We start from the raw sequence: 24,641 nt of genomic DNA, 5'->3' as shown, positions 1-24,641 counted from the left end.
TGGGTGTTCCCGCTGGTCGGAGCGGAGGTGACGTCGAAGGGGCAGTCGGTCTGGCGGTGGTGCGGACGCGCTAGTGGACCCAGCCGGTGAAGCCCTGGCCGCCGCCGCGGGTGGTGCGGGCGCCGAGGTCGGCGGGCGGGCGGACGGCCGGACGGCCGCCGTCGACCGCGCCGGCGACGGCCCGGACCAGCCAGGCGTTGAGCGAGAGCCCCTCCTGCCCGGCGGCCTCCTCCGCCCTCGCCTTGAGGTGCGCGGGCAGGCGGAGGTTGATCCGGGCGGTGCCGCTGTCGTCCGCCTCCGGCATCGCGGACGGGGGCGCGGGCGACGTTATCGGTGGCGCCAGGGACGGCACCACTGGTGGCACCACCGCCGGCGTCCCCCCCGGCACCGCGGGCGGCTCCTCGCCGTGGAAGCCGCCGGAACCGGGCGGAGCCGTCACCACGAACTCGGGATCGAGGCCGCGCAGTCGCACGTCCACCGAGCCCGGGGCGAGGTCGCGGGTCACTTCGCCCATGGCGGCGGAGAGCGCGTTGAGCAGGGTGAGCCGCACGGCCGACTCCAGCGGGAGCGTCAGCCGGTCGGCCAGCGCCCGCGCTTCGTCCCCGCCGGTGGCGGCGGCCACCGCGAGCTCGTTCCGGAGGTTTTCGACGTACGGCGTGAGGTCCATGGCTAGAGCATGGCACGGCAGTGGTGCCATGTCGAGGCCTTTGTGGCGCCACTTTGGTGCCACATCCGGCGCCCGGCACCACATTCGGCACCATGCCCCGGCACCACATCCGGCGCCATGCCCGGCGCCGCCCCCGCGGCACCACGCGAACCGCCCCGCCGACCGGGGTCGACGGGGCGGTTGACCTGCGGGAACGTCAGCCCTGCTGCTGCCAGCCCGCCAGGTAGGAGTCGATCTCGCCGACCAGCCGGGTCTTGCCCGCCTGCTCCAGGAACGAGGCCTCGACCGCGTTGCGGGCCAGCGCCGCCACCCCGGTCTCGTCCAGCCCCAGCAGCCGCGCCGCCACCGCGTACTCGGTGTTGAGGTCGGTGCCGAACATCGGCGGGTCGTCGCTGTTGACCGTCACCAGCAGCCCGGCGTCGACCATCCGCTTGATCGGGTGGTCCTCGATCCGCTCCACCGCCCGGGTGGCGATGTTGGAGGTCGGGCAGACCTCCAGCGGGATGCGGTGCTCGCCCAGGTGGTCGACCAGCGCCGGGTCCTTCACCGCCTGGGTGCCGTGCCCGATGCGCTCGGCGCCGAGCTCGCGGATCGCGTCCCAGACCGTCTCCGGCCCGGTGGTCTCACCGGCGTGCGGGACGGAGCGCAGGCCGGTCGCCCGGGCCCGGTCGAAGTAGGGCTTGAACTGCGGCCGCGGCACGCCGATCTCCGGGCCGCCCAGGCCGAAGCTGACCAGGCCCTCGGGGGCCAGCTCGGTGGCCAGCCGGGCGGTGATCTCGGCGGCCTCCAGGCCGGCCTCGCCCGGGATGTCGAAGCACCAGCGCAGCACCACGCCGAGGTCCTTCTCGGCGCGCAGCCGGGCGTCCTCGATCGCCTCCATGAAGGCCACGTCGGGGATCCCGCGCTTGACCGAGGAGTACGGGGTGAGGGTCAGCTCGGCGTAGCGGATGTTCTGCCGCGCCATGTCCTCGGCCACGCCGTAGGTGAGCGCGCGGACATCCTCGGCGTCGCGGACGAGGTCCACCACGCTCAGGTAGACGTCGATGAAGTGGGCGAAGTCGGTGAAGGTGAAGTACTCGGCGAGCGCCGCCGGGTCCGTCGGCACCTTGGACTGCCCGGCGTGCCGGGAGGCCAGGTCCGCGACGATCCGCGGCGAGGCCGAGCCGACGTGGTGGACGTGCAGTTCCGCCTTGGGCATCCCGGCGATGAACGCCTCGATACTCCGGTCGCTCAGTCCGGTCTGGCTGGTGTTGGGGCCGATCCGACTTCCGTCCGGCTGGACCACGGTGGTTCCCTCTTCTCTTCTACGCGCGTACCGAGTGGTGCTGGCAAGGATAGGCCGAAGCCCGGATCACCCGCCCAGCGCGACCGCCACGGTGTGGATCAGCAGCCCGGCGAGGGCGCCGACCACGGTGCCGTTGATCCGGATGAACTGGAGGTCCCGGCCGACGTTGGCCTCGATCTTGCGCGAGGCCTCGTCGGCGTCCCAGCCCGCCACCGTCTCCGAGATCAGCGAGGTGATCTCGGTGCGGTAGGTGTCGACCAGGTACTGGGCGGCGTCCTGCAGCCAGCCGTCGACCTTGGCCTGCAGCTTGGCGTCGGTGGCCAGGCGCTCGCCGAAGCGGCGCACGCCGTCGCGGATGCGCCGGCGCAGTTCGCTGTCCTCGTCCTCGGCCGCGCCCATCACCAGGGTGCGCACGGCCGCCCAGGTCGAGTTGATCAGGTCCTGCACCTCGGGGCGGGTCAGCAGCTCGCCCTTGGCCCGTTCGACCCGGGCGATGGTCTCCGGGTCGGTCTGCAGCTCGGTGGCGAAGTCGGCGAGGAAGTTGTCGATCGCGCCGCGGGCCGGGTGGTCGGGGTCGTCCCGGATGTCGGTGACGAAGCGCAGCAGTTCCTTGTAGACCCGCTCACCGACCTGCTGGTCGAGGAACTTCGGGGTCCAGCCCGGGGTCTTCTGGGTGACCTTGCGGACCACGTCCTCGTGGTTGTCGGTCAGCCAGTCGTGCGCCCGGACGGCGACCAGGTCCACCACGCCATGGTGCCCGCCGTCCGCGACCACCTTGCCCAGCATCCGGCCCATCGGCTCGGCCACCGAGGTGGCGGCGGCCCGCCGGGTCACCGCCTCGGCGACCACCGCCCGCACGTCGTCGTCGCGCAGCACCGCGAGCAGCCCGCGCAGCGCCGCCGAGGCCTCCTTGGTGACCCGCTCGGCGCTGCCCGGCGCGGCCAGCCACTCCCCCAGCCGGCGGCCGACGCCGAGCGCGGCGAGCCGGCCGCGCACCACGTGGCCGGCCAGGAAGTTGTCGCCGACGAAGTCGCCGAGCGAGCGCCCGAAGGCGTCCTTCTTGGTCGGGATGATCGCGGTGTGCGGGATCGGCAGTCCGAACGGGCGGCGGAACAGGGCCGTCACGGCGAACCAGTCGGCCAGCGCGCCGACCATGCCCGCCTCGGCGGCTGCCGCCACGTACCCGGCCCAGGGGCCTGCGCCGGCCGCCTTGGCCCAGGTGGAGAGGGCGAAGACCAGGGTTGCGAAGGCCAGCAGGCCGGTCGCGATGGTCTTCATCCGGCGGACGCCGAGTCTCTTCTGTTCGTCGGCCGCGGTGAACCGGACCCCGGGGCCGGTCCCGCTGAAGGCTTCGTCGCTCACCCCGCCAGTCTGCCCGCTGCCCGGCGCGGACGGGGGCGTGCCCCACGATCACACGCCCCCAGGCCCGGCGCGCGAGCGGACCGGCACGCGAGCGGACCGGCACGCCCTGGAGCAGACCCGGCACGCCCTCGGGCTCGCCCCGCCCCGGCTCACGCCCCGCCCAGCACGATCCGCCGCACCCCCTCCCCCGCCCCCGCCCCCGCCCACCGCGCCGGGTCCGTGCACCGCCGCCCGTCCAGCAGCACCCGCACCCCCGGCAGGTCCGCCGGCCCCAGCTCCCGGTACTCCGGGTGGTCCGCCTGCAGCACCGCCGCCACCACCGGCTCCCCGCCGTACGGCGGCAGCCCGAGCGCCGCCAACTCCTCCGCCCGGTACAGCGGATCGGCGACGTACGGCCGGGCCCCGGCCGCCTCCAGCGCCGCCACCAGCGGGAACACCCCCGAGTACGCCGTCTCCTTGACCCCGCCCCGGTACGATGCGCCCAGCACCAGCACCCCCTGCCCGGCGATCCCGCCCGGCACCGCCCCCGCCAGCACCCCGACCGCGTACCCGGGCACCTCCAGGTTGGCCTCCCGGGCCGCCCGGACCACCGTCGCCGCCGGGTCGTTCCACAGGTACAGCCGCGGGTACACCGGGATGCAGTGCCCGCCGACGGCGATGCCCGGCCGGTGCAGGTGGCTGTACGGCTGCGAGTTGCAGGCGTCGGCGACCTCGGCGAAGTCCACCCCGACCCGGTCCGCGTACCGGGCGAACTGATTGGCCAGCGCGATGTTGACGTCCCGGTAGGTGGTCTCGGCGAGCTTGGCGAACTCGGCCGCCTCCGCCGAGGCCAGCTCCCACACCCCGTTGGGCCGGGGCAGGTCGGGGCGCGGGTCGAAGTCCAGCACCGCCCGGTAGAACTCGGCGCCGCGCCGCAGCGAGGCGGGGTCCAGACCGCCCACCAGCTTGGGGTAGCGCCGCAGGTCGACGAAGACCCGCCCGGTGCGCACCCGCTCCGGGCTGAACACCAGCGCGAAATCCGTCCCGGGCGCCAGCCCGGAGCCGGCCGCCAGCCGGGGCGCCCAGCGCTCCCGGGTGGTGCCGACCGGCAGGGTGGTCTCGTAGCTGACCAGCCCGCCGCGGCGCAGCCCGGCCGCGACGGCGTCGGTGGCCGCGTCCAGCAGCGCGAAGTCCGGGGAGCCGTCGGCGGCGGTGACCAGCGGAACGACCAGGACGACGGCCTCCGAGGCGGCCACCGCGGCCGTGGTGTCGGTGGTGGCGCGCAGCCGGCCCTCGGCGACCACCCGCTTGAGCGCCTCGTCCAGCCCCTCCTCCCGGGGGAACGGCGGCACGCCCCGGTTGACGCTCTCCACCACCCGGGGCGCGATGTCCGCCCCGATGACCCGGTGGCCCTTCAGCGCGAACTGCACGGCCAGCGGCAGGCCCAGCTTGCCGAGGCCGACCACGCAGACATCGAGGCCGACGTCCGGGCCGGCCTCCCGACCGCCGTCCCGACCGAGGGCGTCCGGACCGAAGGCGTCCCGACCGAAGGCGTCCGGACCGACGTCGAGGCTCATCCCCGCCCTCCGTTCACCGAGTTGGCGAGCCGGCGCCACACCGGATGGCGCCGCAGCCCGCGCCGCAGCTGCTCCGGGACGACGCCGCGCCACAGCTGCTGGGCGAGGTTGAGCGGCGGGGCGTCCACCGGCAGCGCCTCCTCGCCCAGCAGGAACAGCTCATCGGGCAGGCCGAGCCGGGCGTCCCGGAACGCCGGGTAGCCCGCGTAGCGCCGCCGCCCGACCGCCACCGCCGGCGGTTCGCCGTGCGCGGCCTCGTAGCGGATCTGGTCGCGCAGCGCCTCCGGCCGTACCGCAGCGGCGAGTTCGAGCCGCAACCGGGCGGCGACCGGCAGCCGGTCGTACACCGCGCGGGCGCCGAACCGCTCGACCATCCGGCCGACCTCGGCGCACACCCGCCGCTGCAGCCCGTCGTCCAGCAGCAGGAAGCCGTCCTGGAGCAGCCGGGGCACGTCCCAGGCGAAGCTGCGGGCCCGGATGGCGTCCAACTCCTCGCCGGGATCGGCCAGTTCGGCGGCCACCTGCTGCAGGGCGGCGATCCCGCGCAGCCGGTCCAGCACCGAGGCCCGCTCGGTGACGTTGCCCCGGTCCTCGCGCAGGACCAGGAAGTAGTAGTCGTAGTCGGCGAGGACGGACACCCGGACGGCCCGGAGGCAGGCCTCCAGGGTGAACGGCTGGTCCGAGAAGACCTTCAACTCCTCGTTGCGGCGGAGCCCGTGGCGCCGGATGAGGTCCATCCGGAACAGCTTGGTGTCGGACAGCGCCCAGGCCAGCGCCGAGTCGGTGAAGCCGACCGACTCGGCGTCGGCGTGGAAGATGCCCTGCGGCACCAGCCGCCCGTTCACCCCGACCTGCTTGGGCACCACCACGTCCGAGCCCCAGGCGTCGGCGGCCGCGACCAGCCGCTCCAGCGCCTCGGCGCCGAGCCAGTCGTCGGCGCCGAGGAACAGCACGTACCGCCCGCGGGCCAGGGCCACTCCTCGGTTGGTGGGGCCCGCCGGGCCGCCCGAGTTGGGCTGGTGGACCACCCGGAACAGCCCGGGGTGCCGGGCCGCGTACTCGTCCACCAGCACCTCACCGCCGTCGGTGGAGCCGTCGTCGACGACCACCACCTCCAGCCGCCCCGGCGCGAGGGACTGCCCGACCAGCGAGTCCAGGCAGGCGGTGAGGTACGGCATGGTGTTGTGGACCGCGACCACCACGGTCACGTCGGGTACGGTCATCGGGCGGCGGGCCTCCGGGGCTGTGGCGGTTCGCCGGCGCGCTGACCGGCGGCGACGCACCGTCCAACTCGGCCGCCCGCCGGGGAGTCACGTGCCCTCCCCGGACGGGTGACCGGAACCGAACGCCCGCCCGAACCGTCACCCGGTCGCGGCAGCCGCCACCGGACGGGCCCGGGCGGATCGACCGCCCCGCGCCCGCCGTCCGCCACCCGCCACCCGCCGTCCGCCGCCCCGCGTCAGCCGATCGCGACCTTCGCGTACATCCGCGCGATCACGTCCTCGATCGCCGGCTCGCGCACCGAGAGGTCCACCAGCGGGTAGCGCGCCGCGACCGCCGCCACGATCGGCGCCGCGCTCTCCTGTGCCGGGAAGGCCAGCCACTGCCGCGGCCCCTCCACCTTCACCACCCGCGCCCCGGCCACCTCGATCGCCGGCCGGGCTTCGGCCAGGTCGACCACCAGGGTCCGCTCGCTGCGCCCTGCGGCGTGCAGCCCGTCCAGCCCGCCGTCGTGGACGACCCGGCCGTGGTCGATCACCATCACCCGGTCGCAGAGCTGCTCGATGTCGGTGAGGTCGTGGGTGGTGAGCAGCACGGTGGTGCCGCGGTCCCGGTTGACCTCGCGCAGGAACTCCCGCACCCGGCCCTTGCTGACCACGTCCAGCCCGATGGTCGGCTCGTCCAGGTAGAGCACCTGGGGGTCGTGCAGCAGGGCCGCCGCGAGGTCCCCGCGCATCCGCTGGCCGAGCGAGAGCTGCCGAACGGGGGTGTCCAACAGGCCGTCCAGGTCGAGCAGTTCGACGCAGCGGTCGAGGTTCTCGCGGTACCGCCGGTCGGGGATCCGGTAGATCCGGCGGGCGAGTTCGAAGGAGTCGCGCAGCGGGAGGTCCCACCACAGGGTGGTGCGCTGGCCGAAGACGACGCCGATCCGGCGGGCCAGCGTGACCCGTTCGCGGGCCGGGTCGACCCCGGCGACGCGCAGCCGGCCGGAGCTGGGGACGAGGATGCCGGTGAGCATCTTGATGGTGGTCGACTTCCCGGCGCCGTTGGGGCCGATGTAGCCGACGCACTCGCCGGCCTCGACGGTGAAGCTGAGCCCGTCCACCGCGCGCACCTCGCGCTTGACCCGGCTGAACCGGCCGGTGCGGGCGCGCACGGTGAAGGTGCGGTGGACGTCCTGGAGTTCGATCAGTGCCATGGGTGCTCCTTGCGTTGCGGAGAGGGCCCGGGGAGGGCCCGGGGAGGGCGCGGAGGCGGCCCGGGGAGGGTCAGCTGCCGGTGCCGCGGTAGGCGCGCAGTCCGGCCCGCCAGGCGAGCCCGGCAGCGAGGACGCACAGCGCGGCGGCCACCGGGGAGGCGTACTGGAAGACGGTCGGCAGCCCCAGCGGGTCGGGCCGGTCGAGGATGCGCAGGGCGGGCAGCCAGTTGACGAAGGCCAGCGGGACGCCGAAGACCACCCCGGCCACCAGTTCCTTGGCGAAGACGGTCGGCGGGTAGTGCAGCAGGGTCGCGCCGCCGTAGGTGAAGGAGTTCTGGATCTCCTTGGACTCGCCCCACCAGAACTGGACGGTGGCGCCGCCGATGTAGATCGCGCCGAAGATGACGCTGCCGCAGACCAGCAGGACGGGCACCAGCAGGACCCGGTCCCAGGTCCAGTGCACGTCCAGGGCGGCCAGCGACCAGGCGAGCACCAGCACGGCCTGGAGCGGGCGGCCGAGTCGGCGCAGGCTGAACCGCTCGGCGCACAGCTGGGAGAGCGCGGGCGCGGGGCGGATCAGCATGGTGTCCAGTGAGCCGTTCATGATCCGCGCGCCGAGGCCGTCGGCCGAGCCGACCAGCAGGTTGGCCATGCCGAGCGAGAAGGTCGCGGTGGCGTAGAGGAAGGCGATCTCCGGCAGGTGCCAGCCGCCGAGCTGGTCGGTGTGCCGGAACATGATCACCAGCACGATGAAGTCGAGGGAGTGGGTGACCAGGCTGGCCAGCAGGTTCAGCAGGAAGGAGGCCCGGTAGGCCATCATCGAGCGCATCCACATCCGGGCGCACAGCCACCAGGAGCGGACCGCCCAGGACGTCCGGGCGAGCAGCGGCTCAGCCACCCTGCACCACCACCCGGCGGGTCGCCAGCCACTGCGCGCCCCGGCCGGCCGCGAGCAGCGCGGCCGCCCAGCCGAGCTGGAAGCCGAGCGCCGGGAGCAGCCCGCCGCCGCTCGCCCGCTCCAGGAAGACGTCGGTCGGCACCTTGACCAGGGCCGCCCAGGGCATCACCCGGGCGAGGTCGCCGAGCCAGCCGGGGAAGAGCACGATCGGCAGCAGCATCCCGGAGAAGAACATCGAGACCACCAGCATCACGGCACGCACCCCCTCCGAGTCGTGCAGCCAGAAGCCGGTGATCGAGACCAGGAACCGCACCCCGAAGCTGACCAGCAGCGCGAGCAGCACCGAGAGCAGGAAGAACAGCCAGGTCAGCGGGTGTTCGGGCATCCGGGTGCGGAACACCAGGGCGCCGACCAGCAGCGGCACGGTGCCGCGGACCAGCGCCTGGAAGCCGGCCCGGCCGAGGTCGGTGGCCAGCCACCAGCCCTGGAAGTCGACCGGACGGTAGAGGTCGACGGCGATGTCCCCGCTGCGGAAGCGGTCCTGGACCTCGTCCTGGAAGCCCCCGCCCCAGACCGAGACGGTGACCAGCATGGCCTGGCTGACCCAGATGTAGGTGACGGCCTGGCTCTGGTCGTAGCCGCCGAGATTGGGCCGGGCCTGCCAGAGGGCGAGGAAGGAGGAGGCCAGGATGATGCCGAAGACGGTGTTGGTGAAGGTCCCGGCCAGGGTGGCGGCCCGGTAGGTGGAGTAGCGGCGGAAGGCGCCGCGGGCGACGGCGACGTACAGCCCGAGGGCGGTGCCGGTACCGGTATCGGGAGGCCTCGCCTCCACGGCGGAAGCACTCTGCATATTGTCTCCTTATCGACATTTACGGGCACAGACGGACGCCGCGAGACGTCGGCGCACACCCCAGCGGCCCCGACCGGCCGCACCCGGGGGTACCGGGCCGGACAGGCGGAGCTGCCGAAGTGGACGCGCTATGCGATTTGCACCTTTCACCGTAGCGCCGGGCCCCACGGCCCGCACCCGGATTTCCGACGCACCCCGGGGCGCACGGCCCGCCACGCGCAACCACGCACCCCGACCGCGCCGCCACACGGCTCAACCACGCAGCTCAGACCCCCGCCGCCGCTGAACCAGCGTCAAATAGCAGATAATCCCGCCATGACGTTGAGCACCCGCCGCCAGGCCAAACGGGCCGCCCGCCGCGAAGCCCGCCGCGCCCTCCCCCTCTGGCGCCGGCTCCTGCCCACCTGGCGGATCACCCTCGGCACCCTCACCGCACTGCTGCTGCTCGCCGTCGGCGCCTTCGCCGTGCTCTACGTCATCGTCCCGGTGCCCGACCCCAACGCCCACGCCACCGCCCAGAACAACATCTACCTCTACGCCGACGGCACCACCGAGATCGCCCGCACCGGAGCCGTCAACCGCACCGACGTCACCGTCGACCAGATCCCGCTGCAGACCCAGCAGGCCGTCGTCTCCGCCGAGGACCGCACCTTCTACCAGAACCGCGGCATCGACCTGAAGGGCATGCTCCGGGCCGGCTGGAACACCCTGCTCGGCAAGGGCATGCAGGGCGGCTCCACCATCACCCAGCAGTACGTCAAGAACTACTACCTGACCCAGGACCAGACCTTCGAACGCAAGGGCCGCGAACTCTTCATCGCCCTCAAGGTCGACCAGCAGCGCAGCAAGAACGAGATCCTCGCCGGCTACCTCAACAGCAGCTACTTCGGCCGCGGCGCCTACGGCATCCAGAGCGCCGCCCACGCCTACTACGGCGTCGACGTCTCCCAACTCACCCTCGGCCAGGGCGCCTACCTCGCCTCCCTGCTCCAGGCCCCCAGCCTCTACGACGTCAAGACCGCCACCCCCGCCAACCGCGAGAAGGCCGTCGCCCGCTGGAACTACGCCCTCGACGGCATGGTCCAACTCGGCTTCCTCACCAGCGCCGACCGCGCCGCGACCACCTTCCCCGACCCCATCGACCCCCAGCCCGCCACCGGCCTCGCCGGCCAGGCCGGCTACCTGGTCGGCGTCGCCGACGACTACCTCATCTCCTCCGGCACCATCGACGCCGCCACCCTCAAGGCCGGCGGCTGGCGGATCACCACCACCTTCGAGAAGCCCCGACAGGACGCCTTCGTCAAAGCCGTCCAGGACGAACTCACCGGCGACCTCGACCCCAAAGCCCGCCCCACCACCGACACCGACGTCCGGGTCGCCGGCGCCTCCGTCGACCCCGCCACCGGCCGGGTCGTCGCCGTCTACGGCGGCCCCGACTACGCCAAACAGCCCTTCAACGACGCCCTGCGCCAGGACAACCAGATCGGCTCCACCTTCAAACCGGTCGACCTCGCCGCCGGACTGATCGCCCAGCACACCGTCGACGGCCGCCCCATCACCACCGAGACCCGCTACGACGGCACCAGCGAACGCCCCGTCACCGGCGGCCCCACCCCGTACGCGCCACCCAACGAGGACGACGTCGACTACGGCAACATCACCCTGCGCTACGCCATGGTCAAGTCCGTCAACTCCGTGTACGCCCAGGAAGGCGTCGACGCAGGACTCGGCCGCGTCCGGGACACCGCCGTCAAACTCGGCATCCCCGACAGCGTCCGGGGCATGGACCCGGCCAACACCTCGATGACCCTCGGCACCGCCACCCCCAGCGCCCTCGACCTGGCCGGCGCCTACGCCACCCTCGCCAACCACGGCCAGGCCCACACCCCGTGGTCCGTCCAGAAGCTCGAACGGGTCAACCCCGGCGGCGCCACCGACGTCCCCAAGATGCCCGACCACAAGGCCACCGACGCCGTAGGCCGCACCATCGCCGACTCCGTCACCGACGTCCTGCGCGACGTCATCGGCCCCCGCGGCACCGGCGCCGCCGCCCTCGACCTCGGCCGCCCCGCCGCCGGCAAGACCGGCACCACCGACGCCAACCTCTCCGCCTGGTTCGCCGGCTACACCCCCGAACTCACCACCGCCGTCGGCCTGTTCCGCGAGAACCCGAAGAGCCACGCCAAGGAACCGCTGTCCGGCACCGCCGGCCTCACCCGGGTCAACGGCGGCGCCTTCCCCACCAAGATCTGGACCGCCTACATGACCGCCGCCCTCAACGGCACCCCCACCCAGCAGTTCGACCTGCAGACCGGCCACGGCGACCCGGGCCCCGACACCTGGCCCACCACCGGCGCACCCGGCACCACCACCTCCCCGAGCACCACCCCCGGCACCGCCACCACCGGCGCCCCCACGCCCACCACCCCCAGCCACGCCCCCAGCGCGCCCGCCCCCAGCGCCCCCGCCCCCGACGCCCCCAGCCCGCAGAACCCCCAGCCCACCCCCAGCCAGGAACAACCCACCCCCAGCAGCCGGCCCACCCCGACCAGGCCCGCCCGCCCCAGCAACCCGCCCACCGCCACCACCGGCCCCACCGGGACGGCCACCGCCCCGGCGCAGTGAGCCCGCGCCGGGGCCCGCCCGGTCAGCCCTACGCCACCAACTCCCGCTCCAGCGGCGTACGGAAGCGCGGCGTCACCCGCACCTCCCCCAACCACCCCGCCAGCCGCCCGGCCTCCGCCGCCACCGCCCGCTCCGCCGCCACCCCCACGCCCCGGAACAGCCGCCACACCACCTCGCCGTCCGCCCGCTGCGCCCAGCCGCCGACCACCTCACCGCACCACCACACCGTCGGCCCCGCGTTGCCCGCCCGGTCGAACAGCGCCGGCACGTCCTCCGGCCGCAGGTACCAGTCCCGCCCGCGCCAGCCCATCACCGCCGGGTCCAGCGCGGGCAGCAGCGCCGCCCACGGCTCCGGGGCCGCCACCGGCCCCTCGTCCCCCGGCAGCACCACGGCCGCCGCACCGCCGGCCAGCGCCACGGCCCGCGCGTCCACGTCCGCCAGCGCCTTCCGGACGTCCCCCAGCGTCCAGCCCGTCCACCACTTCACGTCCTCGACCGTGGCCGGACCGTACGCCGCCAGCCAGCGCCGCACCACCTCCGCCTTCGCCTCCCGCACCGGCACGTCCGGCCACTGCGGCACCAGCGCCCACGGATAGCTGCTGCTCAGCCACGACCCGCGCGGACGGCACCGGCGCACGTGCCCGTCCGAGGCCAGCAGCCGCAGCAGCCGGCTGCCCACGCTCTGCCTCGCCTCGTACGCCTTGCCCGCCGACATCAGCATCGTCTCGCGCAACTGCGGTACGTCGTCGCCGAGTTCCTTGGTCGTCGCCTCACCGCGCACGGCCAGCGCGGCCAGCACCGCGCGCTCCGTCTCCGCCAGCCGGGCCTCGTCCCAGCCCTCCGCGTGGTCGCGCAGGTGCTTCAGCAGCGTCGCCCGCTCCTTCGCCGCGATCGCCCGCGCCGCCGCCGAACTCACGTACGGGGCCAGGCCCTCCGTCACCGCGAAGATCGTCCGCCGCATCGACAGCAGCTTCACCAGCGAGACGGACTCGTACAGCGCCCGGTCCACCGCCGCCGCCGAGGGCTCCGCCAGCCGCGCACAGGCCGACAGGTACACCGTCGCCGCGTCCGTCGCGTGCAGCCCGACCACCGCGTCGGCCACGTCCTCCACCCGCGCCGCCCGCACCGAGGGCGCCAACAGCTGCCGACGCCCCAACCGGGCCCGCCGCTCCGCATCACCGATCACCCGGACACTCATGCCCGGACCCTAGCGGCTGCCACCGACAGAACCGGGCAGGTGCTGCACCGCCAGCCCCGGGACGATCCGCACCCCGCTCTGGTCCGGCCTGCCCGAGGCCGACCGCGAGCAGCTGTACGCGCGGACCGCCGCCGCCCTACCCCTCGGCCGGATAGGTCAGCAGCCCAGGCCGGTCAGAGGTGGCGGCCGATCGGAGGGAGCGGCCGGTCAGAGGTACAGCCCGGTCGAACCCTCCGTGTCACCGAAGCGGGTCGCCGCCACCGCGTGCAGGTCCCGCTCGCGCAGCAGCACATAGGTGGCGCCGCGGACCTCCACCTCCAGCTTGTCCTCCGGGTCGTACAGCACCCGGTCACCGGGCTCCACGGAACGCACGCTCTGGCCGACAGCCACGGCTTCCGCCCACGTGCACCTTTTACTTAGCTCCGCGGTCGCCGGGATCAGGATGCCGCCGGTCGAGCGGCGCTCACCCTCACTGCCCTCGATCCGCACCAGCACGCGGTCGTGCAGCATCCGGATCGGCAGCTTCTCACCCAGCCGGTCGTGCCGCACGGAGTCGTGCTCGTGGCCGGGACGGGTCGGTTCGTCGTTCGTACTCACGGTCCCGAAGGTACCGCCCCCGGGCGCGGCGCGTGACGCTGGCCCGGCATGCGGAGGGCCGGCCCCGTCACGGGGCCGGCCCTCCGAAGCCGTGCTCAGACCTCTGCTCAGACCTCTGCTCAGTCCTCGCGGCGCTTGCGGGAGGAGGCGAGCAGCACGACCAGGCCGACGCCGACCAGCGCGACCGGGACGATCCGCTCCTTGCGCGGCTGCCCCTTCTCGTCCAGGAACTGCGCCTTGACCTTCTCCACCAGACCGTTGGCGGCCACGTACGCCCGGGCCGTCTTCTCCTCGACGGTGGCCATGGCCTTCGCCTTGACCTGCGCGGAGATGGTGCTCGGGTGGATCCGCACGGCCAGCTCGTCCAGGTTCGACGCCAGCCGGTCACGGGTGCGCTCGATGTCCGCCTCGATCTGCGCAGCCGTCCGCGCCGGCTTGTCCTGCGTGCTCGCGTCGCCCACTCGGGCCACCCCATTCACTTGCCGATGTAGTCCTGTCGTCCTGTGCGACCAAACCAGTTTGTCAGCTGCCACGCACGGGCGCGCGGCCCCACCCACCAACGGAGGTAAGTTTGCCGTGGTACGACCGCCCGTCCCAGCTTCCAGGAGAATACGACCGTGACTGAGCGTCTCCAGCCCGGCGACACCGCACCCGCCTTCAGCCTGTCCGACGCCGACGGCAACCAGGTCTCGCTGGCCGACCACCTCGGCCGCAAGGTCATCGTCTACTTCTACCCGGCCGCCCTCACCCCCGGCTGCACCAAGCAGGCCTGCGACTTCACCGACAACCTGGCGGTCTTCGCGGGCGCCGGCTACGACGTCATCGGCATCTCGCCGGACCAGCCCGAGAAGCTCGGCAAGTTCCGCGAGAAGGAGGACCTCAAGGTCACCCTGCTCTCCGACCCGGACCACCAGGTCCTGGAGGCCTACGCCGCCTACGGCGAGAAGCAGAACTACGGCCGCACCTACCTCGGCGTGATCCGCTCCACGATCATCGTGGACGAGCAGGGCAAGGTCGAGCGCGCCCTCTACAACGTCAAGGCCACCGGCCACGTGGCCAAGCTGCTGCGGGACCTCAAGGTCGAGGCCTGAGCCTCCTGAACGGAGCAGCGGTGGCGGCCCACCCCCCGACCGGGTGTGCCGCCACCGCCGTCCCTCACCTCGGCTGACCGGACTCAGCAGGCCCCGAGGTCGTTCCAGACGCCCCAGGCGCCGCTCACGGCGGGGTCGTCGCCCTTGGTCCACCACTTGTTCTGGTAGTAGTGGCCCTTCCAGGACACCTTGGTCGGCGTCGCGTAGGTGGCGCCCGCGTCCCAGCCCGGGGCGGCCGTGCAGCCACCGGAGGTCGGGGTCGCGGTCGGGGTGGGCGTGCCGGTCGGGGTGCCCGTCGGGGTGCCGGTCGGCGTCGGGGTCGGGGTACCGGTCGGCGTCGGAGTCGGCGTGGCCGTCGGGGTCGGCGTACCGGTCGGCGTCGGGGTCGGCGTGCCGCCGTCCACCGCGCCCCGGGACAGGTCGCCCTTGAGCCCGTACAGCGTGCCGCCCACGTTGACCGTCCAGTTCGACGGCGTGGACACCGGCAGGTAGTAGACGAAGTCGATGTCCACCGAGGCCCCCGGCGCCAGCGACTGCCAGCCCGGCAGCTTGACCGACACCCGGTTGTAGGTGCCCTTCAGCCCGCCGACGTTGCCCGGCCCCGGGTTGTCCTGCCTGATCACCTGCAGACCGAAGCCGGACTGGTCCTTGGCGTTGCCCGGCGCCGAGTTGCTGTAGTCGAACTGGAACTCGGTGCCGCCCGGCAGGGTCAGCGTCGAGTTGTTGACGATGTGCAGCTTCGGGTTGATCGGGTAGTTGGAGTCGCCCAGCGCGAAGTTGGTGAACGACACGTCGACCGGCAGGGTCTGCTGCGGCAGCGCCACCGTCGAGCGGACCGCCCCGTACGGGCTCGCCGCCTTGAACTTGTCGTACATCAGCGAGGTCAGCGTCGAGCCGGGCACGTACTCGCCCTTGCCGCCGTTGGCGGTGGCATCCCAGCGGTAGTCGCCCGCGAGCTCCCAGATCATCGCGCCGCCGGCGCCCTGGTTGACGATGTAGTCCGCCTTGGCGCCCACCGACTGCTCGTCCTCGGTGGACAGGAACACCTTCTTGCTGTCGTTCCACAGCCACGGCGCCGCCAGCGAGTCGCTGTAGTTGCGGGTGTAGCTGCCCTGGAGGGCGGTGTCGGTCACGCCGTACTTGGAGAGGTAATCGGGCAGGACGCCCTTCTCCAGGTTCTTGGCGTGCCACATCGGGTTCGACCCGGCCGGGGACTCCTTGCCGGCGTCGTCCTTGTCGTTCCAGATGTTGTCGATGCCCACCGCGCCGTCACCGCAGGCGGTCAGCCCGGAGCCGGCCGGGCAGCTGGTCGCGGAGGCCGTGCCCCAGAGGCCGTTGGTGCCGCCCTGGACGTTCTTGAAGCCGCGGGTGTAGTACGGCAGGCCGACGTTGATCCGGCCGCCCGGCATCGCGCCGCGGAAGTAGTGGTACGACCAGTCGGCGTTCAGGTAGCCGATGCCGCCGTACTGGCCGGTGCCGTACACGTTGGCGGCCGCCAGCTCGCCGTCCTTGCCGTCGTCGTAGAGCGAGGCGTTCGGACCGACGTACTTGTTCCAGGCGCCGTGCAGGTCGTACGACATGATGTTGACGTAGTCCAGGTACTGCGCCACCTGGAAGGTCTCCATGCCGCGCAGCAGGTACCCGGAGGACGGCGCCGCCACCGACAGCAGGTAGTGCCGGCCGTCGGCGGCACCCGCCCGGTCCAGGTTCTCCCGCAGGGTCTTCATCAGCGCCGCGTACCCCTTGGCCAGCGAACCGCGCTTGGCGTTGGCGAGCTGCCAGTCCAGCGGGTTGCCGGCGTCCTTCATCGAGGTCGGGTACTCGTAGTCGATGTCGACGCCGTTGAAGCCGTACTTGCGGATGAAGTCGACGGACGACGCGGCGAAGGTGTCGATGCCGGCCTGGTTGACGCTGCCGTCCGGGTTGACCGTCATCGAGTAGAAACCGCCGGAGTTCACCCGGCTGCCACTGTCGTCGAAGTAGCCACCCGTCTCGGTCCAACCACCCACCGATATCAGGGTCTTGACGTTCGGGTACTGCTTCTTGAACTTCGTCAGCAGATTGAAGTGGCCCTTGTACGGCAGCGTCGGGTCCAACTGGGCGGCAGGCACGCCCGGGAAGTCGATCCCGGTGGCCTCGTTGGTCGGGCCGTCCGTGCCGACCGACAGCTTGTTGTCGCCGCCGACGTGCCCGAAGGCGTAGTTGAGGTGGGTGACCTTGTCCCAGGGGATGTCGCTCACCAGGTAGGGCTGGTCGCCCTTCTTGCCGGTGCGCCAGCCGGTGAAGTACCCGATGATGCGGCGCTGGTGGTCCGCGCCCATCTTCTCGCGCCCGCCGGTGTCGTAGACCGAACAGTACGGGACGTCCACTCCGGGCGTCTGGTACAGCCCGTCCGGGCGACAGGCCGAGTTGTCGACGGCCGCCGACGCCTGCGAGGGCGCCGCACCCAGCGTCGCCATCACCAGCCCGGCCAACGAGGCCGCCGCCAACGACGCCACGCCCGCCCGGGCGCTCTTGCGGCGGATCGCAGCGGTGGGACGCCGCTCCGCCGTGCTACGGATCAACACTCGGTCCTCCAGGAGAGAGTGTCGGCGCGTGCCTGTGGGGGAGCACGCACGTGGGGGGATTCCAATTGGCGCCGAAGCTATGTGGTCTGAACCACATAGGTCAATAGGTCTGTACCAATCGGTCATCATTCGGCAAACCTCCGACCGGCCGTAACCAAACCGGCCAACGGTCGTTCGCATACCGGGGAAGGGGCACGACAACTGCCCAAGGGGGCCCGTCATGCCGGTCAAGTACACCCGCGAACTGCTCGCCGCCCTCGCGGCCGAGTCCACCAGCGTCAACGAGATGATGCGCAAGCTAGGCGTGCCGATGGCTGGAGGCACACACAGCTACCTGAGCAAGCGGCTCAGGCACTTCGGGATCGACACCTCGCACTTCAACCACGGCCGCCCCGACTACGGGCGCCGCCGCTACCCGCGAGAGGTGCTGGCCGAGGCGGCGGCGAACAGCGACAGCATCAACGCGATGATGGCCCACCTGGGCGTCACGCCGTACGACAGCCTCTACTCCTACCTGAAGAAGCGTCTGGCCGACCTCGACATCGACACCTCGCACTTCAGGTTCCGGGGCGACCGCCGCAGCCGGGCCGAGGCCATCCCGAAGGAAGTTCTGGCGCAGGCCGTGGCCGCGCACCGCAGTGTCCGCGGCGTGATCCTCGCGCTCGGCATGACCGACTGCGGCAACTCGCGAACCCTGATGCGCGAAGCCATCGACTTCCACCGACTCGACACCAGCCACTTCACCGGGCGGGCGCACAACAAGGGGCAGCGAACCGGCCCTCGGCGCACGGCCGAGGAGTTGCTGATCCGGCGCCCGGCGGGGAGCCAGCGAGTCCCGGGCGACCGACTTCGAACCATGCTCGTACACCTCGGGCATCCCGATGTCTGCGAGCTGTGCGGCACACCCCCGACCTGGCGCGGGCGACCGATGACCCTGGAGGTCGACCACATCAACGGCGACTGGCTCGACAACCGGCGAGAGAACCTCCGCCTGCTCTGCCCCAACTGCCACTCCATCACCCCGACCTATTGCGGCCGGAACATGAACCGCACGGCGCGCGACGGAGATGTGGCCGCCCACCCGTAAACCTGGCGCCACCTGTTGGCACCAGCCGGTAGGCTTGTGCCGACGGGCGCCCGTACCCCAGCTGGCGAGAGGGCTGCGGTTTAGGTCCGTAGGGTCGTGGGTTCGAGTCCCACCGGGCGTACCGAGTGAAGTGGCCCGCTTCCCTTCGATTCGAAGGGAAGCGGGCCAGACTCGTTGCTGTGGCTGTCAGCCCAGCAGTTCCTTCACCACCGGCACCAGGCCGCGGAACGCCTGGCCCCGGTGGCTGATGGCGTTCTTCTCGTCCGCCGTCAGCTCCGCGCAGGTGCGGGTCTCGCCGAGGGGCTGGAGGATCGGGTCGTAGCCGAAGCCGCCGTCGCCCGCCGGGGCGGTGCGCAGGGTGCCCAGCAACCGGCCCTCGACGACGCGTTCGGTGCCGTCGGGCAGGGCCAGGGCGGCAGCACAGAAGAAGTGGGCGCCGCGGTGGGGTTCGGCGATGTCGGAGAGCTGGGCGAGCAGCAGGTTCAGGTTGGCGAGGTCGTCGCCGTGCTTGCCGGCCCAGCGGGCGGAGAAGATGCCGGGCGCGCCGTTGAGGACGTCCACGCAGAGGCCGGAGTCGTCGGCGACGGCGGGCAGGCCGGTGGCGCGGGCCAGGGCGTGGGCCTTGAGGAGGGCGTTCTCGGCGAAGGTGACGCCGGTCTCGGGGACGTCCGGGATCTCGGGGTAGGCGTCGGCGCCGACGAGTTCGACGTCCAGGCCGGCGTCGGCGAGGATGGCGCGCAGCTCGGCGACCTTGTGCTGGTTGCGGGTGGCGAGGATCAGACGGGTGGACATATCACCCACCCTATCCAGAGGGCGGAAGGGCTCAACCGGTGCAGACCGAGGTGAGGTTGCCGGCCGCGTCGCCGAGCGGCTTGAGGTCGGGGGCCTGCTTCTTGTCGACGGCCTGCTGGACCTTGTCGGCCTGCTTCTGGAGGTCGGTGACCGCCTTGGCGACGTCGGTGTTCTTGGAGTTCTTGCCGATCTGGTCGAGGTCGCCCTTGAGCTTCTGCAGCGCCTTGCCGGCGGCGGCCGAGTCGTTGCTGGAGTTGTCGTAGGCCTTGGTGAGGTCGGCGAGGTCGCCGGTGACCTTGACGGCGGTGTTGCCGCAGTCGATGGCCTTCTGGGCGGCGGAGCAACTCACCATGCTGAGCGGGAGGATCGCGATCAGTGCGGCCACGGCGAGGGCGGCGGGGCGGGCGATGCTCGACGAGGCCATCCGGTCCTCCTGGGGCGCTGGTTCCGTGGGGAGGACGCGCGCCGGCGGGGGCGCGGTTCCCGCAGCGGGGGTGCTGCGGGAACCGTACGGGCTTCGGGCCGGGCGTGTACAGCGAACCGTCCCCGGTTCAGCCCGAGGAGTTCTGCCCGTGCAGCTCTGCCCGAGGAGTTCTGCCGGAGGGGTTCAGCCCTCCAGTGCCTTGCGCTGGATCTCGTCGAGCTCCGCGCAGCCGAGGGTGCCGAGGTCGAGCAGCCGGTCGAGCAGGGCGCGGTCGAAGGGGGCGCCTTCGGCGGTGCCCTGGACCTCGACGAAGCGGCCGTCGGAGGTGCAGACGATGTTCATGTCGGTCTCGGCGCGGACGTCCTCCTCGTACTGGAGGTCGAGCATGGGGACGCCGTCGATGATGCCGACGCTGACGGCGCTGACGCCGCCGGTGATGGGCTGGCCCTTGGCGCGCAGGAGCTTGCGGTCGCGCGCCCAGGAGACGGCGTCGACGAGGGCGACGTAGGCGCCGGTGATGGCGGCGGTGCGGGTGCCGCCGTCGGCCTGGAGGACGTCGCAGTCGAGGACGATGGTGTTCTCGGCGAGGGCGCGGTGGTCGATGACGGCGCGCAGCGAGCGGCCGATGAGCCGGCTGATCTCGTGGGTGCGGCCGCCGATGCGGCCCTTGACGGATTCGCGGTCGCCTCGGGTGTTGGTGGCGCGCGGGAGCATGGAGTATTCGGCGGTGACCCAGCCTTCGCCGCTGCCCTTGCGCCAGCGCGGGACGCCTTCGGTGACGCTGGCGGTGCAGAGCACCTTGGTGTCGCCGTAGGAGACGAGGACGGAGCCTTCGGCGTGCTTGCTCCAGCCCCGCTCGATGGTGATGGGGCGGAGCTGGTCGGGGGTGCGGCCGTCGATACGTGACATAGCCACTGAGCGTAGCCGTTCCGATCGGCGGTTCCGGATGTGCCTCGGCCCGCCGTCCCCCTGGGCGGGTCGGCGGGCCGTGGGTGGTGGGGCTGTGGTGATCGAGCCTGGTGGCTCAGCTCACATCATGTCCTCGATGTCGGCGGCGATCGGGTCGGCGTCGGTGCCGATGACGACCTGGATCGCGGTGCCCATCTTGACGACGCCGTGGGCGCCGGCGGCCTTGAGGGCGGCCTCGTCGACGAGGGAGGCGTCCTTGACCTCGGTGCGCAGGCGGGTGATGCAGCCTTCGACCTCTTCGATGTTGTCGATGCCGCCCAGACCGGCGACGATCTTCTCAGCCTTGCTGGCCATGTGGTTTCTCCCTCTGTCTCGGCTCTTCGGCGGCTCTGCCGGGTGCCGTCCTGCGCTGTGCTGGGGTTGGGTCCTCGACCGTCGGGCGGTGAGGTCCGTGCCGGTGGCTGACGCGGGTTCAGCTGGGGTCGCGCTGCCGGGCAGCGCGACCAGCATGACCCGAGCCGGTCCGGTATGCCACGTTAGTCCACTTTTGGCCCACCTCGGCGCGCAGGCTCCGGACCGCCACCCGAGGATGACGATCAGCGGGGCTCGCGTCCCGGCGTCCGGCCTGCGTCCCAAGGTGGTCTACACCAATATATGTGTACTCCGATGAACGCAGGAAGGACCCCGGGCGTTCCTGACCCCCGCCCGAGGGTCCCGCAGGGGCCCACCGGCCGGCAACCGCGCTCGGAGGGCGAAGGATGAGTTCGGCAGGCGCCACGGCCCCGCAGAAGGTGTGGTGGCACACCTTCTACGGCGGCCTCCAGAAGATGGGTCGCTCCCTGCAGCTCCCCGTCGCGGTGCTCCCCGCAGCCGGCATCCTCAACCGGCTCGGCCAGCCGGACGTGTTCGGCAAGGACGGCCTGGGCTGGGACAACGTCGCCAAGGTCTTCGCGGCGGCCGGCGGCGCACTGCTCGACTCCTCGCTCGGCCTGCCGCTGCTGTTCTGCATCGGTGTGGCCATCGGCATGGCCAAGAAGGCCGACGGCTCGACGGCGCTGGCGGCCGTGGTCGGCTTTCTCGTCTTCTACAAGGTGCTGCACGCCTTCCCCGAGCACTGCAAGGCCGGGACGATCCAGATCGCCGACGCGTGGACCGCCCAGTGCGTGGACTACAGCTCGGCCAAGGCGGCGGCCGCCACGTACCAGAACCCGGGGGTACTGGGCGGCATCCTGATCGGCCTGATGTCGGCCTGGCTGTGGGTCCGGTTCCACCGCGTCAAACTGGTCGACTGGCTGGGCTTCTTCAACGGCCGCCGCCTCGTCCCGATGATCACCGCCGTGGTGGGCATGGCCACCGCCTGCATCTCGCTCTGGGTCTGGCCGCCCATCGGCCGCGGCCTGAACGACTTCTCGCAGAACCTCGCCGATCTCGGCGCGGGCGGCGCGGGCATCTTCGGCCTCGTCAACCGCGTGCTGCTGCTGATCGGTATGCACCAGCTGCTGAACACCTTCGTCTGGTTCCAGTTCGGCGAGTTCACGAAGGCCGACGGCAGCATCGCGCACGGCGACATCCCGCGTTTCCTCGCGGGAGACCCGACGGCGGGGCAGTTCCAGTCCGGATTCTTCCCGATCATGATGTTCGCGTTGCCCGCCGCGGCGCTCGCGATCGCCCACGCGGCCAAGCCGCACCGCCGCAAGGAGATCTACGGCCTGATGCTCTCGGTCGGGCTGACCTCCTTCGTCACCGGCGTCACCGAGCCGATCGAGTACTCCTTCGCCTACATCGCCCCGGCCCTGTACGCCGTGCACGCGCTGCTGACCGGCGCCTCGATGGCGGTCACCTGGGGACTGGGGGTGCACGACGGCTTCAGCTTCTCGGCCGGCCTGATCGACTACGTGATCAACTGGGGGCTCGCCACCAAACCGTGGCTGATCATCGTCATCGGGCTCTGCTTCGCCGCGGTGTACTACGCGCTCTTCCGGTTCATCATCGTCAGATTCGACCTGAAAACACCCGGCCGGGAGGACGAGGCCGAAGTCGAGGACGTCACCAGGGCCTGATTCCCCGAATACCGGACCGGCATCGCCCGGCATCGCCTGGCATCGCCTGGAAATCCGCCCCCGAAGGCCCTCGGACCCACCGGCCCGGGGTCCTTCGGCATTTTCGACAAAGGACGGAATTCCCTACCCGGCGTTCCCCGAAATGGTAATTCGGTGGCGATCCGGCCGGACGACTGTCGGCCGGAACGGACGCCGGCGACCGGTGGCGACCGTCCCACCGGGCACCTCCGCGACCCTCCGGTCACTCTCAGCAGCCGCCACCCACGCCCCGGAGCGGCCGGATCGTCCGGACCCGACCCGCACGGCGGCCGCCGGACACGCCACGACCCGGGCGCCGCACGGGCTCGGCGCTTTTTGTTGCGCAAATAGCCAAAATCACAATCGCAACTGAAATCATGATCGTCGCTCCGCATCCAGGTTTCGATTTCATAGCGCTTCCCGGCAACAGCGCTATCCGGGGTTCCCCGACTTCTCCACCCGTGCTACAAAACTGGTCTACACCACGTGTGGTGTAGACCAGTTCGCGGTTCGGCACCCGTGCCTTCCCCCCGACCGACCGCCATGCCGTTAGGAACCCACCCCCATGAGTCAGTCAGCGCAGGCACCGGCGCCCGCCAAGGCTCCGACGCCGATCAAGAAGTTCGGCAACAGCGTCCTTCCCGGCCTTCAGAAGGTCGGCCGCAGCCTCCAGCTGCCGATCGCCGTGCTCCCGGCGGCCGGCCTGCTGGCGCGTCTGGGCCAGCCCGACGTCCATGAGAAGTGGCACTTCCCCGCGAAGCTCGTCGAGGTCTTCGGCGCCGCGGGCGGGGCCGTCACCGGAGCGCTGCCACTGCTGTTCTGCGTCGGCATCGCGATCGGCTACGCCAAGAAGGCCGACGGTTCCACGGCACTGGCCGCGCTGGTCGGTTACCTCGTGTTCAAGAACGTCCTGACCGCGTTCCCGGCGGACGGTACCGTCACCGCCGCCCTCCCCGCGGGCAAGCCGCAGGACCCGGGCGTCCTCGGCGGCATCGTGGTCGGCCTCCTCGCAGCCATCCTCTGGCAGCGGTTCCACCGCACCAAGCTGGTCGACTGGCTGGGCTTCTTCAACGGCCGCCGCCTGGTCCCGATCCTCATGGCCTTCGTCGGCACCGGCCTGGGCGTCGTGTTCGGCCTCTGCTGGCAGCCCGTCGGCGACGCGATCTCGCACGTCAACAACAGCCTGGTGGGTGCGGGCGCGGTCGGCGCCGGCCTGTTCGGTCTGATCAACCGCGCGCTGATCCCGATCGGCATGCACCAGTTCGTCAACACCTACACCTGGTTCCAGACCGGTGACTACACCAACGCCCAGGGCACCGTCGTGCACGGCGACATCAACCGCTTCCTGGCGGGCGACCCGACCGCCGGCCAGTTCCAGGCGGGCTTCTACCCGATCATGATGTTCGCGCTGCCGGCCGCCGCCCTGGCGATCGCCCATTGCGCCCGCCCCGAGCGCCGCAAGGCCGTCACAGGCATGATGATCTCGATCGCGCTGACCAGCTTCGTCACCGGTGTCACCGAGCCGATCGAGTTCACCTTCCTGTTCATCGCCCCGGCCCTGTACGCCATCCACGCCGTGCTGACCGCCGTCTCGATGGCCCTCACCTGGGCGCTCGGGATCCACCACGGATTCAGCTTCTCGGCCGGCCTGATCGACTACACGATCAACTTCAGCCTCGCCAAGAACCCGCTGCTGATCATCCCGATCGGCCTGGCCTTCGCCGCGATCTACTACTTCCTCTTCCGCTTCGCGATCACCAAGTTCAACCTCAAGACCCCCGGTCGCGAGGACGACGACGAGATCGAGGACGTGACCAAGGCCTGACGCCCGTCCCGCCCGCTCCGAAGGCCCCGCCCACCGCCGCTCCCCCGGCGGCCGGGCGGGGCCTTCGGCGTGTCGGGACGGGCGCAGGGGGTTCCACCGTGCGGAAACGGCGGTTGACGAACCGCCGGAAGCCCTGGTCAACTGAACCGGTGAACGCCTCGTGCCCGCTGGTGACCCGCAGCCACATCGACTTCGGTCGCGTGTGGTCCGCGGCGTGTCGCGGCTGAGCCGACCCTTCGCCCCGCCGCCGCCCGGCTGAGTCCCCGCCCGGCGCCGGCCGTCCTCCCCCGCCCGTCGCGGGCTCCCGCCCGTCCACGGGCCGTCACCGCGCACCCGCGCGCGACCGCGCAGCCGCACCCCCGCACCCGTACGGGGCCGCGGTCCGCGCGCCTCCGCGCACGTCCGCGCACC

At 72.0% G+C, this 24,641-nt stretch carries 21 protein-coding genes and 1 tRNA gene; 6 read left to right on the top strand and 16 right to left on the bottom strand.

Features of this window, described 5'->3' with window-relative positions:
• Positions 1-70 precede the first annotated feature (70 nt).
• The 8 genes from ABTY61_RS11845 to ABTY61_RS11810 all read right to left on the bottom strand — a co-directional run bounded on the left by ABTY61_RS11845 (position 71) and on the right by ABTY61_RS11810 (position 9,037).
• Complete coding sequence (locus tag ABTY61_RS11845) at positions 71-667, bottom strand: toxin-antitoxin system HicB family antitoxin (protein ID WP_350504801.1); 597 nt, start codon at positions 665-667, stop codon at positions 71-73.
• Positions 668-863: 196 nt separating this feature from the next.
• Positions 864-1,928: an adenosine deaminase gene (locus ABTY61_RS11840; RefSeq protein WP_502895279.1), complete on the bottom strand. Its 1,065-nt coding sequence runs from the start codon at positions 1,926-1,928 to the stop codon at positions 864-866.
• A gap of 90 nt (positions 1,929-2,018) precedes the next feature.
• Positions 2,019-3,314 (bottom strand): DUF445 domain-containing protein, encoded by a 1,296-nt coding sequence (locus tag ABTY61_RS11835; RefSeq protein ID WP_350504800.1) that lies wholly within the window; start codon positions 3,312-3,314, stop codon positions 2,019-2,021.
• Between the two features lie 149 nt (positions 3,315-3,463).
• Positions 3,464-4,870 carry a nucleotide sugar dehydrogenase gene (locus ABTY61_RS11830; protein WP_350504799.1) on the bottom strand — a complete coding sequence of 469 codons (1,407 nt, stop codon included), beginning with the start codon at positions 4,868-4,870 and terminating at the stop codon, positions 3,464-3,466.
• Positions 4,867-6,093 (bottom strand): glycosyltransferase family 2 protein, encoded by a 1,227-nt coding sequence (locus ABTY61_RS11825; protein WP_350504798.1) that lies wholly within the window; start codon positions 6,091-6,093, stop codon positions 4,867-4,869. Before ABTY61_RS11825 ends, ABTY61_RS11830 begins: the two co-directional genes overlap by 4 nt.
• A gap of 236 nt (positions 6,094-6,329) precedes the next feature.
• Positions 6,330-7,289, bottom strand: a complete 960-nt coding sequence (locus ABTY61_RS11820) for an ABC transporter ATP-binding protein (protein WP_350504797.1) — start codon at positions 7,287-7,289, stop codon at positions 6,330-6,332.
• Positions 7,290-7,359: 70 nt separating this feature from the next.
• Positions 7,360-8,187, bottom strand: a complete 828-nt coding sequence (locus ABTY61_RS11815; RefSeq protein WP_350504796.1) for an ABC transporter permease — start codon at positions 8,185-8,187, stop codon at positions 7,360-7,362.
• Entirely contained in the window at positions 8,180-9,037 is an 858-nt protein-coding gene (locus ABTY61_RS11810) for an ABC transporter permease (RefSeq protein ID WP_350504795.1), read from the bottom strand. Before ABTY61_RS11810 ends, ABTY61_RS11815 begins: the two co-directional genes overlap by 8 nt.
• A 315-nt stretch (positions 9,038-9,352) precedes the next feature.
• On the opposite strand from ABTY61_RS11810, the gene ABTY61_RS11805 reads away from it, so the two are divergent.
• Positions 9,353-11,662 carry a transglycosylase domain-containing protein gene (locus ABTY61_RS11805; protein WP_350504794.1) on the top strand — a complete coding sequence of 770 codons (2,310 nt, stop codon included), beginning with the start codon at positions 9,353-9,355 and terminating at the stop codon, positions 11,660-11,662.
• A 28-nt stretch (positions 11,663-11,690) separates the two neighbouring features.
• Here the strand turns inward: ABTY61_RS11805 and ABTY61_RS11800 are convergent, their stop codons facing one another.
• From ABTY61_RS11800 to ABTY61_RS11790, 3 genes are all read right to left on the bottom strand, one after another.
• On the bottom strand, positions 11,691-12,860 hold the full coding sequence (locus tag ABTY61_RS11800) for a winged helix DNA-binding domain-containing protein (protein WP_350504793.1): 1,170 nt from the start codon (positions 12,858-12,860) through the stop codon (positions 11,691-11,693).
• 207 nt (positions 12,861-13,067) lie between these two features.
• Positions 13,068-13,370, bottom strand: a complete 303-nt coding sequence (locus ABTY61_RS11795) for a GroES family chaperonin (protein ID WP_079136310.1) — start codon at positions 13,368-13,370, stop codon at positions 13,068-13,070.
• A 206-nt stretch (positions 13,371-13,576) separates the two neighbouring features.
• On the bottom strand, positions 13,577-13,918 hold the full coding sequence (locus tag ABTY61_RS11790; RefSeq protein ID WP_350504792.1) for a DUF3618 domain-containing protein: 342 nt from the start codon (positions 13,916-13,918) through the stop codon (positions 13,577-13,579).
• A gap of 156 nt (positions 13,919-14,074) precedes the next feature.
• Between ABTY61_RS11790 and bcp the strand changes: the two genes are divergently transcribed.
• On the top strand, positions 14,075-14,548 hold the full coding sequence (bcp, locus tag ABTY61_RS11785) for a thioredoxin-dependent thiol peroxidase (RefSeq protein WP_350504791.1): 474 nt from the start codon (positions 14,075-14,077) through the stop codon (positions 14,546-14,548).
• An 83-nt stretch (positions 14,549-14,631) separates the two neighbouring features.
• Here the strand turns inward: bcp and ABTY61_RS11780 are convergent, their stop codons facing one another.
• Complete coding sequence (locus ABTY61_RS11780; RefSeq protein WP_350504913.1) at positions 14,632-17,007, bottom strand: chitinase C-terminal domain-containing protein; 2,376 nt, start codon at positions 17,005-17,007, stop codon at positions 14,632-14,634.
• Positions 17,008-17,335: 328 nt separating this feature from the next.
• On the opposite strand from ABTY61_RS11780, the gene ABTY61_RS11775 reads away from it, so the two are divergent.
• Both ABTY61_RS11775 and ABTY61_RS11770 read left to right on the top strand, forming a co-directional pair.
• Complete coding sequence (locus ABTY61_RS11775; protein ID WP_350504790.1) at positions 17,336-18,202, top strand: HNH endonuclease signature motif containing protein; 867 nt, start codon at positions 17,336-17,338, stop codon at positions 18,200-18,202.
• A 46-nt stretch (positions 18,203-18,248) separates the two neighbouring features.
• A tRNA-Leu gene (locus ABTY61_RS11770) sits at positions 18,249-18,323 on the top strand.
• A 65-nt stretch (positions 18,324-18,388) separates the two neighbouring features.
• Here the strand turns inward: ABTY61_RS11770 and rdgB are convergent.
• From rdgB to ABTY61_RS11750, 4 genes are all read right to left on the bottom strand, one after another.
• The gene (rdgB, locus tag ABTY61_RS11765) at positions 18,389-18,994 is read right to left on the bottom strand and encodes an RdgB/HAM1 family non-canonical purine NTP pyrophosphatase (protein WP_350504789.1); all 606 of its coding nucleotides are present in this window, start codon (positions 18,992-18,994) and stop codon (positions 18,389-18,391) included.
• A 31-nt stretch (positions 18,995-19,025) separates the two neighbouring features.
• A complete protein-coding gene (locus tag ABTY61_RS11760; protein WP_350504788.1) occupies positions 19,026-19,418 on the bottom strand; it encodes a hypothetical protein in 393 nt (130 codons plus the stop codon).
• 183 nt (positions 19,419-19,601) lie between these two features.
• Positions 19,602-20,327, bottom strand: coding sequence for a ribonuclease PH (gene rph / locus ABTY61_RS11755; RefSeq protein WP_350504787.1), 726 nt, complete (start codon positions 20,325-20,327; stop codon positions 19,602-19,604).
• A 120-nt stretch (positions 20,328-20,447) separates the two neighbouring features.
• Positions 20,448-20,681 (bottom strand): PTS sugar transporter subunit IIB, encoded by a 234-nt coding sequence (locus ABTY61_RS11750; RefSeq protein ID WP_030060521.1) that lies wholly within the window; start codon positions 20,679-20,681, stop codon positions 20,448-20,450.
• Positions 20,682-21,085: 404 nt separating this feature from the next.
• Between ABTY61_RS11750 and ABTY61_RS11745 the strand changes: the two genes are divergently transcribed.
• Both ABTY61_RS11745 and ABTY61_RS11740 read left to right on the top strand, forming a co-directional pair.
• Positions 21,086-22,387 carry a PTS transporter subunit EIIC gene (locus tag ABTY61_RS11745; RefSeq protein WP_350504786.1) on the top strand — a complete coding sequence of 434 codons (1,302 nt, stop codon included), beginning with the start codon at positions 21,086-21,088 and terminating at the stop codon, positions 22,385-22,387.
• A gap of 583 nt (positions 22,388-22,970) precedes the next feature.
• Positions 22,971-24,230, top strand: coding sequence for a PTS transporter subunit EIIC (locus ABTY61_RS11740; protein WP_350504785.1), 1,260 nt, complete (start codon positions 22,971-22,973; stop codon positions 24,228-24,230).
• Positions 24,231-24,641: the final 411 nt, after the last annotated feature.

Origin of the sequence: Kitasatospora sp. NPDC096128, from assembly GCF_040303105.1 — a bacterium.
Taxonomy (GTDB): domain Bacteria; phylum Actinomycetota; class Actinomycetes; order Streptomycetales; family Streptomycetaceae; genus Kitasatospora.
Note: the sequence above shows the minus strand (reverse complement) of the source record. Positions and strands in the feature narration are given on the sequence as shown.

Excerpts from the sequence above, each read along its gene's own strand:
- rdgB (WP_350504789.1), bottom strand. The coding sequence starts at position 18,994 with ATGTCCACCCGTCTGATCCTCGCCACCCGCAACCAGCACAAGGTCGCC.
- ABTY61_RS11825 (WP_350504798.1), bottom strand. The coding sequence starts at position 6,093 with ATGACCGTACCCGACGTGACCGTGGTGGTCGCGGTCCACAACACCATG.
- ABTY61_RS11775 (WP_350504790.1), top strand. The coding sequence starts at position 17,336 with ATGCCGGTCAAGTACACCCGCGAACTGCTCGCCGCCCTCGCGGCCGAG.
- ABTY61_RS11820 (WP_350504797.1), bottom strand. The coding sequence starts at position 7,289 with ATGGCACTGATCGAACTCCAGGACGTCCACCGCACCTTCACCGTGCGC.
- ABTY61_RS11810 (WP_350504795.1), bottom strand. The coding sequence starts at position 9,037 with ATGCAGAGTGCTTCCGCCGTGGAGGCGAGGCCTCCCGATACCGGTACC.
- ABTY61_RS11740 (WP_350504785.1), top strand. The coding sequence starts at position 22,971 with ATGAGTCAGTCAGCGCAGGCACCGGCGCCCGCCAAGGCTCCGACGCCG.
- ABTY61_RS11800 (WP_350504793.1), bottom strand. The coding sequence starts at position 12,860 with ATGAGTGTCCGGGTGATCGGTGATGCGGAGCGGCGGGCCCGGTTGGGG.
- ABTY61_RS11805 (WP_350504794.1), top strand. The coding sequence starts at position 9,353 with ATGACGTTGAGCACCCGCCGCCAGGCCAAACGGGCCGCCCGCCGCGAA.
- ABTY61_RS11745 (WP_350504786.1), top strand. The coding sequence starts at position 21,086 with ATGAGTTCGGCAGGCGCCACGGCCCCGCAGAAGGTGTGGTGGCACACC.
- ABTY61_RS11845 (WP_350504801.1), bottom strand. The coding sequence starts at position 667 with ATGGACCTCACGCCGTACGTCGAAAACCTCCGGAACGAGCTCGCGGTG.
- ABTY61_RS11830 (WP_350504799.1), bottom strand. The coding sequence starts at position 4,870 with ATGAGCCTCGACGTCGGTCCGGACGCCTTCGGTCGGGACGCCTTCGGT.
- ABTY61_RS11795 (WP_079136310.1), bottom strand. The coding sequence starts at position 13,370 with ATGCTGCACGACCGCGTGCTGGTGCGGATCGAGGGCAGTGAGGGTGAG.
- rph (WP_350504787.1), bottom strand. The coding sequence starts at position 20,327 with ATGTCACGTATCGACGGCCGCACCCCCGACCAGCTCCGCCCCATCACC.
- ABTY61_RS11750 (WP_030060521.1), bottom strand. The coding sequence starts at position 20,681 with ATGGCCAGCAAGGCTGAGAAGATCGTCGCCGGTCTGGGCGGCATCGAC.
- ABTY61_RS11760 (WP_350504788.1), bottom strand. The coding sequence starts at position 19,418 with ATGGCCTCGTCGAGCATCGCCCGCCCCGCCGCCCTCGCCGTGGCCGCA.
- ABTY61_RS11780 (WP_350504913.1), bottom strand. The coding sequence starts at position 17,007 with ATGGCGACGCTGGGTGCGGCGCCCTCGCAGGCGTCGGCGGCCGTCGAC.